Consider the following 16,314-nt stretch of genomic DNA (forward strand, 5'->3'; position numbering starts at 1 on the left):
GATGTCGTCCTCACAGAATTCCGGTGGCTTTGGTCAGCAACCAAATACCGACCACCAACATGACAGCGCCTACAGCAATGCTCAGACCGAACTGCCCCCAAGTAGAACGCCCCGTATGAATCTCCGAGTATCGGGTGTAAGCGTGGTAACAGACGCCAATAAACATGGAGGCAACTACCAGCAAGGCCACCAGCATGACGATGTCGTATCCATAGTTTTGCATCGTCTCCATGATGCCTTTGCCGACACCGCGGGAAGGGTCCTCCATGGTTGGCAACTTGCCTTTGGCCAAGGCGAGGGAGGGGAGCGTTGTACCGTAGGTCGCAATGGCTATGGCGGGTCGTTTGAAGTGCGGGGAATACCAGTTCATGGGAGGGAATTCCATTGGCTCATGAAAGGAGGACAAATGTCAGTACCAGGTACATCGCGGTGAAGCGGATCACCACGCCCAGGAACTGTCGTTGGTTCAGGCGTTGCTCAGCCCAGCCCGAATAAGCCGTGCGTATTGCCCAGGTGCCCCAGAGCAACATCGTGGCAAAGACAGCGCAGGTCAGCGCGGAAGCTGTGATCGAAGGGGTAAAACCACCGTTTGCCTGGAAAGCTGCAATCTGTGCGGCAGTCATCGGGTAGGTCCCGTTTCATCGAGGTAACTACCATGCAGGGGAATAGAGTCGCGAGGCGTTGCGCGTTGGGGGGTCAGGTAGTGTTGGATTCCGTTGCTCACGCGGTGGATGTCAGCGCGCAAGCGGGCATAGTTGAAGCGATAGCGTGGTGATCCTTGATCACTCAGGGTATCGCCTGGGATGGCAAGACGATCAATTGCGTTCAGCTCACGCAGCAGCGTTGCTAACCGGATGTGTTCGTCAGATACCTCGTTAGCTGCCGCTGTGGTTTCACCCAGAAGAGTGAAGAGCAATAAAGCAGTCTGTAAGGTTCTCGGGGATAGGCTGTTGATCATGGTTGAGCTCGTTCTGTCCAATCAGACGGCCCAATACTGCAAGCGGGTGAAATCCCACACTGCAATCAATCGGATTTTGGTAGATCCCGTATTGCGAAATTGCTCAGGGAGCTAGAAGGTACGACTACGCGCCATCATTGATGAATTTGTGCAAGATGATTCGAAGATGGGACGATCGTTACCGAGGGCTATAGATATTTCTTAAAGCTACTTGCTGTGATCGCAAGGGCTAGCCCCAAGAAAATCGCACTGGGGAGCAGGATCAGAACAGCATTCACGCTGATCGGTAATGCCAAATATAAAACCCAAGGCCATGTGATCAATGGCATCACGCAGGCTTTGGCTCGATGGTAGATGTAGCCCGACTCACGGCCTGCACCAAAACGACGAATGTCCCTGCGCACTAGTCCATCCACCAGTCCGATGAAGGCTGCAATCACGAACAGTGGCAGCGTCAGAAACAGCACCAACAGTCGAACAGCGAACACCAGCACGGTGTAAGCCGCAGCGATCAAGCCGTTCTCCAAATGTGTATAGATTGTCCCGACGTAATATCGGGCGGTTCGCGCACTGTCATATTGAGCTGCACGGGCATTCTGCGATGTGTTCTGCACCCACTTGGCGATACCGGTTTTGACCAACACCCCGTCATGCGCCATCTGGACGAGTGCTTGGGTGGTACGACCGGGCTCCTGCACCAGCGCGCTTCGGCTGAAGTCCTTGGACAGCTGGGCCAGTTCAAACTCGAACATTTGTTGTGAATGCCGCCAGCTTTCCTCGGGCCAGAAGAAGTACATACCTGCACACTCAATCACAATGCTCAGCATCAGCGATCCAAATAGCAGGCCCACAAACCGAAAGGGCAGCGTCAGCAGGCCAATCAACAGTCCTTGTTGTCGCTGCTGCTGACGTTGAGCCGTGGCTGCTGAATCACTCATTCATCTCTCGGTTCATGCTGTGTGGCTTCTTCGAGAAGATCCGCGGGCAGTGGCGCATCTTGATCCTGATTCGCTGTCGGACTCCACCAGTCATTCGCCGCGACATAGCGTTTGCGCATGTACCCGGCCATCGTTTGCAGATCCTTGGGCATGACTTCATCAGGATCCGGCGCGGGCAAGGGCATACGAATTTTCCAAAGCTGACCTCCCTCGATAAGCCCAAAGGCCTGTCCTTTGGGCAAGGCCACTACGTGCGCTGGTTCAATCATCGGAACGCTGGTCGTAGTGACCCGATCTTGAGTGTTGGAGGTGAAGGCGGTGTTGCCCTGCGGGTCTGAGCTGTCAGTGGCTGCGCTCATCACCGACGTTGTGTAGACCTCGACCTTGGGCAATTGCTTGGTGAGCAGTTCAGCTGTCGCGGTTTCACGTACTCGTAGCATGAACAGATTGTTGAAGTTGCCGATGACTTGGCCAGCCTTGGCACGATTGCCGATCCGCGCCTCGATGTCGCTGAGGGTCTGAGTGTAGGCCGTCACCTGGATGCCGGCGCCGCCACCTTTGTTGATCATCGGGATGAACTCGTCGCCCATCAGTTCGTTGAATTCGTCGGCATGGACATTGATGGGGATTTTCTTGTCCGCCGAGGCCCCGGGTAGTCCGTCATCAACTCCAAACTTGTAGATGTGGCCTGCAACAGACACCAGATCAGAGAACATCGAATTGCCGACGGCAGACGCGACTTCAGAGTCGGACAACGCATCGAGGCCGACGTAAACCACGGCCCGTTTACGGATGACCTGCATCCAGTCAAAGATCGGCCGCGGATCCTCCAGATCCACGTAGTCCGGTGCCAACAGTTGCGCAATGTCTCCGGTGGTAAGTTTTTCCAACAGCGGCAGGAGCGAGGCTACGATCTTGTCGAAGTAGGTGCGGTCATAGCGCACGGCTGAGCGCAGTCCATCGAGAACAGGATCATACAGCCGCGCCTGGGACAGGTATTGCTCAATCGCCACTACGCGTTTCTCGCGCCCCATCATGTTTCGTGGAATGTTTTTCTCGTTGAGTTTGGCCTCGATCTGCACGATGACTTCCCAAGCCTTGGGCTCGTGTTCGGCGAAGAAGTACGCGGCGTATTCGATGAACAGGGCATCGATGTTGATGACATGACGCTGGATCAGCAGGTAATCCGGTCGTTGTCCCAGTTCTACCAATGCCCGGGCAATGATGTTGACGAAGCGCCAGGCAAATTCCCTGAACGCCGCAGAGTTGCCTTCGCCTGACAGTTGTCCGGCAATTCGGGAGGCCACTTCGGTGATTCGCCCGAACCGGCCGATCGCGTTGTAGCGGGCCGAGATCGAAGGTTGCCCTAGGTGAAATACATAGAACTCACCGTCACGGCCCGCCCGCTTGGCTTCGACGTACATGCGCTTGAGTAGCTCGGCATCGCCCTTGGGGTCAAAAACGATGCAAACCTCGCCACGGCGAATGTCCTGGGTAATAAATAATTCGGCCAGTCGGGTCTTGCCGACACGTGTCGTGCCTAATACCAGGGTATGGCCAACGCGTTCACCCAAGGGCAGGGTGACATCGACCTCTTGGGGCTCGACAGCATGGAGCCTAGGCAATCCACCCACTGGAGGTAATGGTCTGACAGGGTTCAGCGGGTGATCCATGCCAGTGAGCCGAGGCAGTTGGCTCAGCGGGTGAGGTGCAAACTCCAGTCGTGCTTCTAACCGGCGCGCCAACTGGTACAGCACAGAGGGCTCAATGTACTTTCGGAACTCAGGTCGGTAGGTCTGCATCAGCCTATGGGTGTGACGTTGATCCCAACGAAAACCCTTGCCGACAAACAAGCGTTGATGACTGACAGGGATCTCACGGCTGGTCATCACATAGCGCGGCAGGCGCCTCATTTGCCGGCGATAGCGCAAGACAGTGCAAGCCTGCTTCAGGCGAACCGCACCAAGGGCGGTGCAAGCGAGCGCGGCGCCTGTCCCAATGGATGGGGTGAGCGCAAGTGACCAAGGGGCTGCGAGGCATAAAGCGGCCGCTGAACCGCACACGGCAACGCTGTACAGTTCAACGGCCGGTCGCAGTAGCGTTTCAACGGCATGGGACTGCGTCATCCCTACTGCTCAATGCTGCTGGCTGTGATCAGCACAGGATAGTGCCGAAGATTCAAGCGCTGGGCCAGGTCATCTGCTGATACTGGGGAGAGCGTCAGTCCCGGGGCGGCCTGACGAAGGTTCAAAAGTGCCGCCTTGGACTCGATGTTGACCACCAGCCCTACAGCTTTCAATTTCCTCAACAGCGGTAGTCGCTGCTTCAACCACGTCCGTGAGCGAGCGTCCTCGCCGATCAGGAAAAACGCTGGTAACCCCACGGCGTCCAAGACGCGGCGTTGAACAGTGCCAGGTGACAAAGCCTTCGAACGGACCGGCAACATGTCGTCTTCGCTGTAGCGTGCCTCTGCGTGCTTGGGTGTGATCACTTCAGCAGCGCACCAGTTGCAGTTCATTGCCCAAAAAGCACATACCCATGCATAACGTGTTTTCATGGCCGGTAGCTCCCTGTCCAAGCCAGCTGATTCAGATGCTTGCTGACACTGCGTCGATAACGCGCTGCCAAAGGACCGCCAGCAGGTCGGTGGAAACGACCCGCAGCAGCCAACCAGTCTTCACCGTTGCGGTATTGTTCGCGCAAAATGAGTGCTGCAATTGCAAGGTTTCTATGAGGGTGTAGCAGTTCACACGGGTGTCGGTAGAACCGCCTCTGATGGCCCAGGTTGATTTGGGTCAGGCCGGCGTCAATCCGTGTAGCTGGGTGGTGTTTCAAGGCCTGCTGCAGTGCTCTGCACGCGTCAGCCTGTTTTTCGAAGTACAGAGCGGTTCCTGCGATATTCAGCGTCCAGGGCCAAGGCAGACGCCGACCTCGCAACGCAACGCCGCTTTCTTGCAACGCCACGGCAAACAGCACATCCGAAGGAACCCCGGCTTGCCTGGCTGCAACACCATAGGCCGGTGGAGGAGCCAAAACAGGTTGGGCGACAGACTCGGGAGCAACGTTCAGAAGAGTGGCATAACTTAAAAGGCGCAGCAGTATGCTGCGCGGGTTTACTGACGCAGCCATTTGCCATTCACCTCGTGCATCACTGCCGGCAACTCGCCTCGAGCGCCGATTGATACCCAGCGCCCATTGTCGTGATTGATTGTGATGGATCCGTCACGGATTTTGATGGGATTGATGCCGACTTTCTGGGCCCATTGGCGGATGCGTTTGTCGTTTTGTTGACTGCCAACAACGTAGAGATCGAACGCTGAGCCTGAGGTCTGCAACTGTTTAACCCGATGTTCACATTCAGGGCAGTCGTATCGGACGAAAACCGCTTTTCTCTCGGTCGCCTTGATCGTCAAGGGACTGTTCATGGGGGGAAGGTTGACTAGTGCCATCCCCGGGTACCGATCTTTCCAAGCCAGATCATAGGCTCGCTGGTAGGCCAATAATTTCTCAACGCGCGCTGCTTCAGCGTCCACTTGAAGCAGTGCATAACGCTGCCGCTCAATATCCGTACGTGCCTCAATTCCTAACGCGCTCAAAGGGTCAAGGTTTGGGGAGTAGGTGCCCAATGGGCCCTGCATCAGGGTTCGAAAGCGATCGAGCTCTTCTTCCCGCAAACCCCACTGCTGAGCCAGCAACGCTTTATCAATCGGAAAAGCATCATCTGAGTGGTGTTTACTGTTGGTTTCTACCAAGATTTTTGTACTGGGCTCCTGCGCATGAGCACCGGAGAACAGCGACAAGAGCATTGGGGGCAGCAATAGCAAACGGGACATGATCGCTCCTATCGAATATTCAGGCGATGTGTCACGCCATCGGCAACAAACACTGCGGACTGTTCGTCAAAGCCCTCAAGTCTCCAACCCGCGTAGGACTCTCCAATCCGCATGAGCCGACTTTGATCCAGTGACTGGGTTCCCACCGGGACAATGGACAGGAAACGTTCACCGCCACGCAGCTCCCAACCGAGAATCTGGAAAGATGGCTCAGCAGGTTTTTTCGGTTTGCGGGGAAGGGGGGCGGGTTTATTTGGGACCGGCAAGTGCATCAGTTGTTTCTGACCAGACTCGAGCTGCAGTACGCGCTGTAGCAGCGCTTGCAAGTCCGTTTGAGGCTGGTGGGTGGCAGCCATTGCCTTCTCTATGTCGGTGATGCGTCCGTTGAGGGCTGCAGACAGATCGGTCATTTCAGTACGAGTCACAGCATTTGGAGACTGCTGTGCATTCAAGATGGACAGCTCCAGTCCCATGACTCGATCTTCAAGGTGTTGAAGGTCTGTCGAGTCAGCTTGCTCTACAAGACGCTGCGTTAGTTCCGATAGCGATATCTGATGAGAGATGAGCGTGCAGCAGGCCACCGACAGCAGTAGGGGAGGCGTCCAGCGTAGAAATCGTGTGCGAAGTGTTGTGTTGGAGATGGTGGAATAAATCATGGGGTTGCCTCCGGAGGGACAGAAGCGATCGCAGAGATCCCGGCAGGTACGCTGCCAGCCGACGGGATGAAACAGATCTGGCGAAGACGTTCGTTGGCCTGTAACGACCAAGCAGGGCCGGCGAGCATCTGCAAAGCATCGCGCAGCACCATAGGGCCCAGCTTCAGGTGAGCTGCCGGAAGGGGGAGTGCGAACAGCATCGCGTTTTCAGGTGTGCTGTCACAAAGTCGATATCCCGATCGCAACAGGACATAGCTCAGAGCGTCACCGACCGAGATGAACCAGGTAGAGGGAAGATCGATATCGATGACTTGCAGCAAAAGGTTCTGCTGCGCGGCTTCTGGTGCCAGCTCAACCAAGGTGTAGCGACCGTAGCGTTGGACGGGAATGTAATGCTCTGAAGGTCGTGGTGCAGCCTTCTCCACCGCCGGCGCAGTGGGTAGTAATTCAATGGTTTGACAGCCCGCAAGCGTCAGGCTGTTCAGCAAAATGAGTGGGATAAGGCGAGCATTTGGCAATGGCATACGCTGGGTTCCTGGATGTGATCCGAGGAACATCTCAAGCGGGCGTCTCGGTGGCAGCGAACAATCTGGAATGAGGAGTCACCCGATTCAATGTCACATAAAGAAAAACGGCCCCCGAGGAGGCCGTTGAGATCAATGTTTGAAGTTCTACTAATGCCTGACCGCAGGCTTCAGTATTCTTCAGGCAGAAGAATGGTGGTCACGCTGCGATCTGCTTCGGTGATGATCCACAGCTTCAGCCCAGGTTCGACGTCGTAGACGGACATCAGTCGATAATCTGATATCAGCGCCTCTTCGTTGAGCTGACGATCTTCGTCGCAGATGTCCCCCCAGTCGCCTAGCATGTGACGGCCGAAGTAGTGAAATGGATCTAATCGCTTCGATCTCATCAGTGCGTCGACACCCGGTGTTATAACCAAAGCGCCGAGCTCGGACATTGGTTTGGCCGAATCACCAAACTTGAGAATAATCATGGTCTGTTTCCTTTTCAAAAATGAGCCATGACACCCCCCTCTGGAGTCATGGCTCACGAGGGTGGGTAGAAAGACTGAACGTCTTCTATGAGTTACTACATTGAGGAAAAACCAAGAACCGTTGCCGGATCTGAAATCAAACTGCGGGTTCCGCTTCGGCCACTGGCTCAGGCGGGGTGTCCCCTATGGGCATTGAATCTTCAGCGGCGGGTTCACGTTTGTGCACCATAACGCCATCGATCTTGATCCAGTTCAACAGGAGTAGCCGGGCCTTGAAACTGACACCCAATTGCCCCTTGTTGATGCCTTTGGAGTAAGTGAAGGTATCCACCCAGGGATCTCCGAGGCGAAAACCGACCAGGACTTTGCGCTCTAGCTCAACGGCTTTAGCGCACCGGCGAATCAGATCTTTTGCTTCTTCGCCTGTGACACGTACATCGAAGCGCCGATACTCCGGACCGTCGGTAGGACCATTGAGCGCTGCGATGTCGCAAGCTAGAAACGATTCGCCTTTCTTGAGTTTCACCTCGCGTATGCGATTGAGATAACCCAGTCCAGTGATATGAAGATCGAAGTAAGTCACTTCGGAAAACGCATTGCTCATGACGTGCCTCCAGGCTGGAGAAAGCAGGTGGAGGCTCGTCGCCCCAAGGGGACTGTTGCCCCCGATAGGTGATTGGAAAAAATGACCCAAAGGGAAAACCTATGGTTTGTCCCCATGAACAAATGGCTGGGTTACCAACCGTGATAGTGCATGATCAGTGAAGCGATGACGTCGCGTCGCTCAAGGTCTAGAAGACCCAGGTCGGCTAAACCTCTGATCCCCACCCTATTGAGTAGAGCGCTGCCTTCTTCGGTGTCGTAGAAGCTGACCAGAGCTGCAAGGAATATCCGCTCATTGGTGCTCAGTACATCAATGGCGTTGTTGATCATCAGCAGATTGGGACGTAGATCCCACCTGCAATTGCTCTTGTCGAAACCGGTTTTTGTTCCGTCACCAAAGTAGGTGGGGCCGGCTAATGAAACACCTTGTTTCCAGGCAAAGAGAAAGGCTGCCGCTGTGCTGTCGAAATTGATTGGCGGTTGAATGATGGGCGTGTGCTGGGACAGTGAGGAAAGCTGAGAAACGGTTGAATTTTTCATGAGAACAACTCCTGATGATCTGAGTAAGGTCCAAGGGACTTGCACGATGTAATGACAGGCATCGACGCCTTTCAGGGCGCACGTCCGCAGAAACGATGCTGGGCGGACTGGCATGGTCAACGTGAGCCAATCACGCCGCAGCCCTGAAGACCTCGGCTGCCTGGGCAGGCACTGATCCGTGATCAGTGATGCGTAACGAAAGAGTGTTCCTCGTGCGCTTACCTGTCAGCGATCAATACCTTCATGCGCTTGCCCTGATTCCGATAGCGTTGCCAGGAGTCGTTTGCCAAGCCAGACAAGGCAGGGCACCGCCATGGTGTTGCCAATGGCCGTGTAACGAGGCCCGTCAGCGGCCATCAGCATCCAGCCGCTTTCCGTGATTTCCCACAAGTCAAGCGGGCGGCTGCGGCTTACGCGCCTGATCGCGTAATGGCGTCGAGGGATCCTGGTATAACCACTGGGCAGACCTTGCAAGCGTTCGCACTCATTGGGGAGCAGGCGTCGGGCTCTGTGACGGATCGGAATGATCCGCTCTACTTCATTGTCACTGGCCTCAACGCATTCAGTGTTCAAGCACTGGCCCTCATCCCCGGTTGCGCAGACGACTATGGCAACGTCGTGATTGCAAGTCAGGGTGGGGCAGCACTCCAATGCGGCTTCAGCACCCCCTTGGCCGTTCGCCATGCCATAGGCGTTGTTGAAAGCATGGGCGCGCACTAGTCCATTGTCCGTTTGAGTGCCAGCTCCAGAAGGCGAGGCAATATTCGTTTCCTGCGTTCGGTGCGGCGCAATATCCCGGCGCGGGCTTTCGGACTCAAAAAGTACCGCGGCGGGATCAAACCCTGCTCGAGCACTTGCGACAAGGAACACACGACGGCGTCGTTGGGCCACGCCGAAATATTGGGCATCCAGTACGCGCCAAGCGATTGTTCTTTGGGGGCCAAACACAATACCCGCGTGCGACCACGTCTTCCTTGGCGGCTGAAGTTCCCTTTCTTCGCCAGCCAATGCTGCGAGAAAGCAGCCAAAGGCATTGCCTTTGTCGCTGAGCACACCGGGAACGTTCTCCCAGACAATGATGGATTGCGGTTCGTTTCGACAGATTCGGACTTGGTCGATGGCATTGGCTAACTCCACGTATTTGAGGCTGAGAATGCCTCTGGGATCCGCCAACCCTGCACGAAAGCCGGCGATGCTGAAGGCCTGGCAGGGTGTGCCCCCAATCAGAATGGGCGGAGCAGGTACGCTCTCATTGAGCACCTGACTAACCAGTTGTGTCATATCACCCAGGTTCGGAACCTCAGGGTAGTGATGCGCCAGTACTGCACAGGGAAAGGGTTCGATCTCGGAAAACCAGGCTGGTGTCAGTCCAAGCGGTCGCCACGCGACGCTGACCGCTTCGATGCCGCTACAGACACTGGCGTACTGCAGGTGGATGGAGGGTTGATTCATGGGCTATGTCCTTTTCAGTGCGCCTCAATCACCGGGCAATGCAGTGCAGTGCCTGGCGCGGCGCGATAGTGGGAAAGGGACAGAGGTGCCGAAGGTCTGACCTTCGGCTGAAAACAGAGAAGCCACCGGTAGGCTGCCGCGGGCGTGTGGCGGTCGTCATTGCCAGACGCCGTGACAGCATTCATCCCCGATCCTTTATCGTGGCGTGGATCGATATCGTGAGGCACACATCCGTGTACAAAAGGAACCCGTTGTTTGACCGGCGGGTGCCGGCACCGATTACGTCCACCCTGAAGGGTCTCCTGATCGCCTTGATTGAAAGGCGCTCAGGGGATCCTTCAAAATGGGTCTTTTCAAAGACAGTGATGCGCAGCAATTGCAGCAGTGACGAACCGTTCCTTCACGTCGCCGATCAAATGATCGGATTAAACGCGCACACTGTTTCAGAAGGCGATAGGTGCTTGGGCAAGGTCGCTCAGTAGCTTTTGGGCTTTGAACGACGTGGCTTTCTGTGGCTTGACGCAGAACCTGTTTTGGCGACAACAGGTAGCACGCCTTTACACTCTGGATACCGGGTGCATGACCAAAACGCACCATGCTTGCCGTGACGTTGACGCATTGATGCACCGCACAATGGACAGGTTGGGCCGCCAGGCGTATGGATCGACAGCGTCGTCGTCCGATAATGCTCGACCAACTGTGTGATCCAGGTCGTTTGCTTGGCGATGAAACTGTCCAGAGTCATTTGACCGGTCTCGATCATATCGAAGGCCTGTTCCCAGATCGCGGTGGTTGCCGGGTCTGCGATGGCGGAGGGAACCGCATCGATCAAGGTGGATGCTGCCTCAGAGGCCCGGACGGATTGACCCTTCTTGTACAGGTAACCTCGGCTCAACAACCCGCTGATGATGTTGGCCCGTGTTGCTTCTGTGCCGATACCCGTCGTGTCCTTGAGTGTCTGCTTCAGCCGTGGGTCAGTGACAAGTTTGGCCACTCCCTTCATGGCTTTGATCAGTTCGCCCTGGGTGAGTGCTTTCGGTGCCTGCGTCTTGAGCGCCCTCAACTCCACTTGTTGCACACTGCAACAGCTGCCAGAGGTCAATGGGGGCAGAATCTGGCTTCGTTGTGCTGACTCCTCCTCACTCGTCGCAGGATCACTTTCTAACACCCGACGCCAGCCCGACTCCACGATGTGTTTACCGTTGGTTTGAAGCGTGTGTCCACCACAGGTGAACTGCACACAGGTGCGGTCGTATTCGTGGTGGGGCAGAAACTGGGCCAGGTAATGTGCACGGATCAGTTCGTAAACGGTCCGTTCGCTCTCATTCAGAGCTCCCATCCTAAACGGCTCCAGCGTCGGGATAATGCCATGGTGCGCGCTGACCTTATTGTCGTTCCAGGCGCGCGAGCGCTGCTGTCGATCAACTGAACGAGTCAGTGCTTCCACGCTCGGGTCGCTAATAATCAACGAGTCCAAAACCGTCGCTGCCTCAGCCAACATGTTTTCGGGCAGATAACCTGAATCAGAACGGGGATAGGTGGTGGCCTTGTGGGTTTCATACAGCGATTGCGCAATATCCAGCGTCTCCTGCACACCGAGTCCGAATCGCCTCGAGCAGACCTCTTGGAGCGTGCTCAGATCAAAGGGCAGTGGCGGTACCTCTCGAATGCGCTGCGTCTCCACTTCGATCACCTGCGCGTCCTGAGCTTGCCGAAGGCTTTGAAGTGTCTGGTGCGCCACGGCCTGTCGAATGCAGCGACCAGCATCGTCGGTGGCATTTTGCGGTGCCTCCCATTGTGCCAAAAATGACTGTCCCAGGCGCGACAGACGAATGTCGATGACCCAGTAGGGCACCGACACAAAACGTTCGATCTCCCGATCGCGGTCAACCACCAGCCGTAACGTTGGTGTTTGCACGCGTCCCACCGACAGCACCCCTTGGTGGCCACTTTGGCGTCCGAGCAGCGTGAACAATCGGCTCATGTTCATGCCGATCAGCCAGTCAGCCCGTGAACGGGCGAGGGCGGAGTAATACAGTCGCTCGGTTTCATCTGCCGGTCGCAAGCTGACGAGCGCTTTACGAATCGACGCTTCGTTGAGCGCCGACAGCCACAATCGCTGAATTGAACCTTGGTAGTGGCACAGGTCCAGTATCTCGCGGGCAATCATTTCGCCCTCTCGATCAGCATCGGTTGCGATCACCAGCTCGCTCGCCTTAGCCAGCAACTGTTTGACGATCTTGTATTGGGCAGCAGTGTCCGCCTTGACGTCCATACGCCACTTGACCGGAATGATGGGCAGTTGATCCAGCGACCAGCGCTTGAAGCGTTCGTCATAGGCTTCGGGAGGTACTGCTTCAACCAGATGCCCGATGCACCACGTCACACAGATGCCTGAACCGTTGTAGCAGCCGTTACCACGCTGAAGGGCGCCCAGTACCCGGGCAATGTCTTTGCCCTGGGAGGGTTTTTCACAAAGAAAAAGTCGCATGTCATGACCTTGAACAGGAACTGAGATGCGCTTGACGATGACCCAGGGATTGTGGGGCTGCGAGCTTCAAAGCGATTCAGTCTGTGGCCTATTGAGCATCCACGGACACGATGGGGTGGTTGGCAGTCAGTGGTTTTTGCCACAGAAGATTCGTTTTGTGCCGCGAGGCTGGAACAGGATGGACGTCAGTGGACACGTTCTGCACTGAAGCATCTGCACTGGCGCAATGGAGCGGCAGACTGTCGAGTCAGCCGCTCACTTGAGTGATGGTTACGGGTGATGCTCGTCGCTAGCCGTCGAGGTCGGTTTGCCGCCAAGCGTCACGGCGTCGATTCGGTAAGGCAGGATCCCTACCCGACGGGCTTCGATTTTGAACGTCACCCGGGTGTTTTCATCGGCATCCTCCCATTCATCCTTCACGCAGCGTCCCTCCACCAACACTCGCATACCTTTCTGGTACAAGGTGCTCCAACGTTCGACATCGCGGTGCCAGATTTCGACAGGTGCCCAGAAACCTCCACGGTCTTCATAACCATCTTTGACCGGTATCGGATTGTCGAAATACACGTTGAGCCGCAGCAAGCGCCGCGGTTCATCATTACGGCTCGCAAACTCCCGATACTCAGGTGCGGAGCCGATGTTGCCTTCACCAAAAAAATGGGTGCTCATGATGTGCTCTCTTGGGTAATGGCGCGTCGTGTGACGCAGCGTTTATAGACCGCTTCGGCCTGCGCCAACTTGCTGGCGCAGTCATTGCTTTGGCGGGCCAGGGTATGGCTCAGGCTGATCTGCATGTTCAGTACTATTCGATGCTGCTCCAGGGCAAACAGGTCGTTGATCAGCAGGTTGGGTGTGGCGTCGCTTTCCATACACCGTTCCCAGAGCGCTACGCCCATGGACGAGCGATCGGGGTTACGCCAGCGCAGAAAGGTCGTCCCTGTACCAGTCGCTTGCGGGGCCAGTTGGGCTGGAAGCAAATTGAAGGGATAGCGGCGGGTCTGTGTGAGTATTCGCTCTTGCGCCAGGCTGATTAGCTCGTCGCGAAGCGCAACGCATTGGCTGGCGCAGAGCTCCAGACACCCCTTACCTTTAAAAGGCTTTAAAAGGCCTTTTAGGTAGGCGGCGTGTGCCAGTTGCTCAAAGTTGTTTTGATCCAGCGGAGTAAAGTAATGCAGGCTCATCAGCGTTCCTCCTCTTCTGTCGGAGTGAATCCGGGAGAGGCATCGTCATCTTCTGCTGCATCATTGCTGTCGATAGCCGCATCGACGGCGGCGTTTTCATCTGCTTGTGGATCCTGGATTGCTGACCGTCGCGTCATGGGCGGAGCGAAACGTGAACGACGGGTTCCCTCCAGTACATCTTGCGGTACGTCACCAAACCGTTCCCTGGCCTTAAGTGCCGCGGCGTTATTGGCTGCGTAATCATCGCGCTGCACCCCTGAGTACTTGTATTGCTGGGCCAGGCTGAACAGGCTACGAAGGGCATGAGCCCCTTCGTTGAGCCAGCGTTCGAGGGTGTTACGGTCGATCAGGGCGGTGTGATGGGCCAGGATCAGTCGCCGCGCCAGGTCGTCGTAATCTGCTAACAGGTACACCGCCATAAAGCCGAGCTGGGCGTTGACGAACAGTGGAAGATTGACGGGCTGGATGTTGAGGTTTTCTCCTAGACTCAAGGCGGCTGGGACTTCTGAGAGCACCAGATCGACCTGTTCGCGCAGGACATTGAGTGTTCCCTTGGTCTCGTTCAGTTTGCCTTCGATCCGAAGCATCCATGCGTCGGAGTAAGGATCATCCTGTTCTGCACCGCGCTTCATTTTGTTCATGACAGAGATGAAGCCGTTCAGGCCGATAATCGTCGCCCGTCCTTGGGATGAGTCTCGACCATGCCAGATGCGAGAAGCATGATGGGTGTGCAAAGTCAGTTGTATGCTGCTGCGTAACGCACCCAGGTTCAGTTGTAGATCGCTCGCCATAGTGGGGCACTCATGGGTAGTGGAATGAGTGCTCAGCTTTGAGGCATAGGGAAAGGCTGTCAGTGAACAAAGCGCAGGTGGAGTGGGCCTGATTCTAGAAAGGCTTGACTGCCTGGGCATCTATCCCCTGGGGATAGTAGGTTCAGTGATCAGCAGTCAGCGCGAACGTAGTAACCCTTTCAGTTCATCAAGGTAGGCATGAGCAACGGTCGGGTCTCGATCCGCTTTGTTTTCAGATTGTGGATCTTTCTGCGGGCTGCTTGATCCAGTCGCATTGTTCTTGGCTGCCCACGCGGTGAAATGACCTTGCAGCGCTTTCTGCACGATGCCGAACAGATAGCCGGCGGGATTACGCACATGGGTATCTCGACAGCGGGCCGACCACTCATCCAGCACTGCCTGTCGCAATTCGAGGTTCAGTTGCAGCAGTGCGACCTTGGCACCTGCTTGTTGAGCCGGCGTCAGCGAGCCGAATCGGGCTGGAAATGTCAGTTCGCAGACGTCGTGCAGGTGCGTTTCAGTACGTAGTTCTTTTAATGCTTTTGTACTTAACGTACTCGCTGCCTTCGGATGCCGAAGACCGTTGTCGCCAGAGGCTTTGAGACCTGATTCGAATTTCGAAGACAGGCATTTTCCGTTCCGAAGAGTGGGTGAATGGCGCTCTTCGGATAGAGGTACTGTTTTGTCACCGGTTTGCTGCTCGTGCAAACGCAGCGCCAGCACATGAAGGTGGCTGGGTAGCAACTGGGTCTGGACACTTGGATCCTTGCTGATCTCTTCGAGCACAACCAATCCGACCCTTTGAATCCCCTTGTTAGGGTGCTTGAGGGTTTGACTGACCAGACTCATGTACTCCGGATCAATCTGCATGGCCTCAAAGGGAGTCAGAGGTCGGTCATGAAGGACGTATAGGTTGCCGAGCACTCGCCCGGTCCGGGAATCACGTCGTCGACGCGCCAGGCTCAGCCAGCGCGTCAGACGCAGTAGGGTCAGGGTCTTTGCTACGGTTTCATGGGAGGCCACAGCACCGCATGGAACTGACGCAAGATAGTGGCGCAGTTGATCGTAGGTAGGAAAGGCGGTTACCCCATCATCGTTCAGCAAGAGTCGGAAGACTTGCCAGGCGTTACGTTCAAGCGGAGTCAGGCGGGTATCGAGCAACAAAGACCTTGGAACGGTTTCATGCCTGTTACCACTGAAAAGGAATCCATCGCCGTTCGATTGCTCGCTCTGGGCGTGCAGGTTCATCAATGCAGCATCCAGCACCGAGGAGAGGGCAGCAGGGCCTGAGCGGTTCACGACACTAGACCAACCCTTGATCGATCCAGTTGTGCAACGCAGCCCAAATGACTGAAACCGGAAATGTGAGCTCTTCGGCCAGATCAAGTGTCAACGCCAACATGGCCATGTCATCGTCCACTGCAATATCACGTGCCTTGAGTTGCGGATACCAGCGTTCCCATAGCAAGGTGTCCTGCTCCTCACTGAGTACCGGATGCCGCCCCTTGCGCTTGGGGAGCCCGAGTATGTCTCGGCGCAGAGCGACTTCCTGGTGAGTGAGACCATAGAACTTGCTGACCATCTCCGTGCTGGCGCCCAGGCGAAGCATTCGGTCGATCATGGCGATTTCCTGCTCCACATCCTCCACCTGATGGAGAATTCTGCGTAGCACTTGGCGATTGATCTGGATGGTGCACCAAGGTACACGAGCATTGAGCAGTACGCTGATCAACGCCGGCTCCTTGAGGGCTGCCAGATCTTCATCAGCAAACCCCATGGTTTTGCAACGGCGAAGTTGGCCATTACGCAGATCATGCAGTGCTTGCGCAATTACGGCCTGGTTTAGCGGATGAGGTGTCGTCATGAGGCTTCCT

20 protein-coding genes are annotated in these 16,314 nt (G+C 55.8%); all 20 read right to left on the bottom strand.

Going from position 1 to position 16,314, the window contains the following annotated elements; all coding sequences use genetic code 11:
- Positions 1-10 precede the first annotated feature (10 nt).
- The 20 genes from IC37_RS21705 to IC37_RS21810 all read right to left on the bottom strand — a co-directional run bounded on the left by IC37_RS21705 (position 11) and on the right by IC37_RS21810 (position 16,304).
- The gene (locus tag IC37_RS21705; RefSeq protein WP_095920378.1) at positions 11-370 is read right to left on the bottom strand and encodes a TIGR03745 family integrating conjugative element membrane protein; all 360 of its coding nucleotides are present in this window, start codon (positions 368-370) and stop codon (positions 11-13) included.
- Positions 371-389: 19 nt separating this feature from the next.
- Positions 390-623 carry a TIGR03758 family integrating conjugative element protein gene (locus IC37_RS21710; protein ID WP_030132238.1) on the bottom strand — a complete coding sequence of 78 codons (234 nt, stop codon included), beginning with the start codon at positions 621-623 and terminating at the stop codon, positions 390-392.
- Positions 620-958 carry an RAQPRD family integrative conjugative element protein gene (locus IC37_RS21715; RefSeq protein WP_081729424.1) on the bottom strand — a complete coding sequence of 113 codons (339 nt, stop codon included), beginning with the start codon at positions 956-958 and terminating at the stop codon, positions 620-622. The genes IC37_RS21710 and IC37_RS21715 overlap by 4 nt, the downstream gene beginning before the upstream one ends.
- A gap of 188 nt (positions 959-1,146) precedes the next feature.
- The gene (locus IC37_RS21720) at positions 1,147-1,896 is read right to left on the bottom strand and encodes a TIGR03747 family integrating conjugative element membrane protein (protein ID WP_030132237.1); all 750 of its coding nucleotides are present in this window, start codon (positions 1,894-1,896) and stop codon (positions 1,147-1,149) included.
- A complete protein-coding gene (gene traD / locus IC37_RS21725) occupies positions 1,893-4,022 on the bottom strand; it encodes a type IV conjugative transfer system coupling protein TraD (RefSeq protein ID WP_030132236.1) in 2,130 nt (709 codons plus the stop codon). Before traD ends, IC37_RS21720 begins: the two co-directional genes overlap by 4 nt.
- A gap of 2 nt (positions 4,023-4,024) precedes the next feature.
- A complete protein-coding gene (locus IC37_RS21730; RefSeq protein ID WP_081729423.1) occupies positions 4,025-4,453 on the bottom strand; it encodes an integrating conjugative element protein in 429 nt (142 codons plus the stop codon).
- On the bottom strand, positions 4,450-5,025 hold the full coding sequence (locus tag IC37_RS21735; RefSeq protein WP_081729422.1) for a transglycosylase SLT domain-containing protein: 576 nt from the start codon (positions 5,023-5,025) through the stop codon (positions 4,450-4,452). The genes IC37_RS21730 and IC37_RS21735 overlap by 4 nt, the downstream gene beginning before the upstream one ends.
- The gene (locus IC37_RS21740) at positions 5,010-5,732 is read right to left on the bottom strand and encodes a TIGR03759 family integrating conjugative element protein (RefSeq protein ID WP_371916345.1); all 723 of its coding nucleotides are present in this window, start codon (positions 5,730-5,732) and stop codon (positions 5,010-5,012) included. The genes IC37_RS21735 and IC37_RS21740 overlap by 16 nt, the downstream gene beginning before the upstream one ends.
- A gap of 5 nt (positions 5,733-5,737) precedes the next feature.
- Positions 5,738-6,385, bottom strand: coding sequence for a hypothetical protein (locus IC37_RS21745; protein WP_051414903.1), 648 nt, complete (start codon positions 6,383-6,385; stop codon positions 5,738-5,740).
- Positions 6,382-6,909, bottom strand: coding sequence for a PilL N-terminal domain-containing protein (locus IC37_RS21750; protein ID WP_030132232.1), 528 nt, complete (start codon positions 6,907-6,909; stop codon positions 6,382-6,384). The genes IC37_RS21745 and IC37_RS21750 overlap by 4 nt, the downstream gene beginning before the upstream one ends.
- A 170-nt stretch (positions 6,910-7,079) precedes the next feature.
- Positions 7,080-7,382 carry a hypothetical protein gene (locus IC37_RS21755; protein WP_030132231.1) on the bottom strand — a complete coding sequence of 101 codons (303 nt, stop codon included), beginning with the start codon at positions 7,380-7,382 and terminating at the stop codon, positions 7,080-7,082.
- A gap of 136 nt (positions 7,383-7,518) precedes the next feature.
- Positions 7,519-7,986, bottom strand: a complete 468-nt coding sequence (locus IC37_RS21760) for an STY4534 family ICE replication protein (RefSeq protein ID WP_030132230.1) — start codon at positions 7,984-7,986, stop codon at positions 7,519-7,521.
- Positions 7,987-8,117: 131 nt separating this feature from the next.
- The gene (locus tag IC37_RS21765) at positions 8,118-8,525 is read right to left on the bottom strand and encodes a hypothetical protein (RefSeq protein WP_256580780.1); all 408 of its coding nucleotides are present in this window, start codon (positions 8,523-8,525) and stop codon (positions 8,118-8,120) included.
- 225 nt (positions 8,526-8,750) lie between these two features.
- Positions 8,751-9,977 carry a DNA cytosine methyltransferase gene (locus IC37_RS21770; RefSeq protein ID WP_051414902.1) on the bottom strand — a complete coding sequence of 409 codons (1,227 nt, stop codon included), beginning with the start codon at positions 9,975-9,977 and terminating at the stop codon, positions 8,751-8,753.
- A 475-nt stretch (positions 9,978-10,452) separates the two neighbouring features.
- The gene (locus IC37_RS21780) at positions 10,453-12,468 is read right to left on the bottom strand and encodes a DNA topoisomerase III (RefSeq protein WP_030132226.1); all 2,016 of its coding nucleotides are present in this window, start codon (positions 12,466-12,468) and stop codon (positions 10,453-10,455) included.
- Positions 12,469-12,738: 270 nt separating this feature from the next.
- Positions 12,739-13,137, bottom strand: a complete 399-nt coding sequence (locus IC37_RS21790) for a single-stranded DNA-binding protein (RefSeq protein WP_030132224.1) — start codon at positions 13,135-13,137, stop codon at positions 12,739-12,741.
- A complete protein-coding gene (locus IC37_RS21795) occupies positions 13,134-13,649 on the bottom strand; it encodes a DUF3158 family protein (RefSeq protein ID WP_030132223.1) in 516 nt (171 codons plus the stop codon). The genes IC37_RS21790 and IC37_RS21795 overlap by 4 nt, the downstream gene beginning before the upstream one ends.
- Positions 13,649-14,440 (bottom strand): PFL_4669 family integrating conjugative element protein, encoded by a 792-nt coding sequence (locus tag IC37_RS21800; RefSeq protein ID WP_030132222.1) that lies wholly within the window; start codon positions 14,438-14,440, stop codon positions 13,649-13,651. The genes IC37_RS21795 and IC37_RS21800 overlap by 1 nt, the downstream gene beginning before the upstream one ends.
- A 156-nt stretch (positions 14,441-14,596) precedes the next feature.
- Positions 14,597-15,688, bottom strand: a complete 1,092-nt coding sequence (locus tag IC37_RS21805; RefSeq protein WP_256580781.1) for an STY4528 family pathogenicity island replication protein — start codon at positions 15,686-15,688, stop codon at positions 14,597-14,599.
- A gap of 55 nt (positions 15,689-15,743) precedes the next feature.
- Positions 15,744-16,304, bottom strand: a complete 561-nt coding sequence (locus tag IC37_RS21810) for a DUF2857 domain-containing protein (protein WP_030132220.1) — start codon at positions 16,302-16,304, stop codon at positions 15,744-15,746.
- Positions 16,305-16,314 lie beyond the last annotated feature (10 nt).

This window comes from Pseudomonas sp. QTF5 (genome assembly GCF_000512695.2).
Lineage (GTDB): Bacteria > Pseudomonadota > Gammaproteobacteria > Pseudomonadales > Pseudomonadaceae > Aquipseudomonas.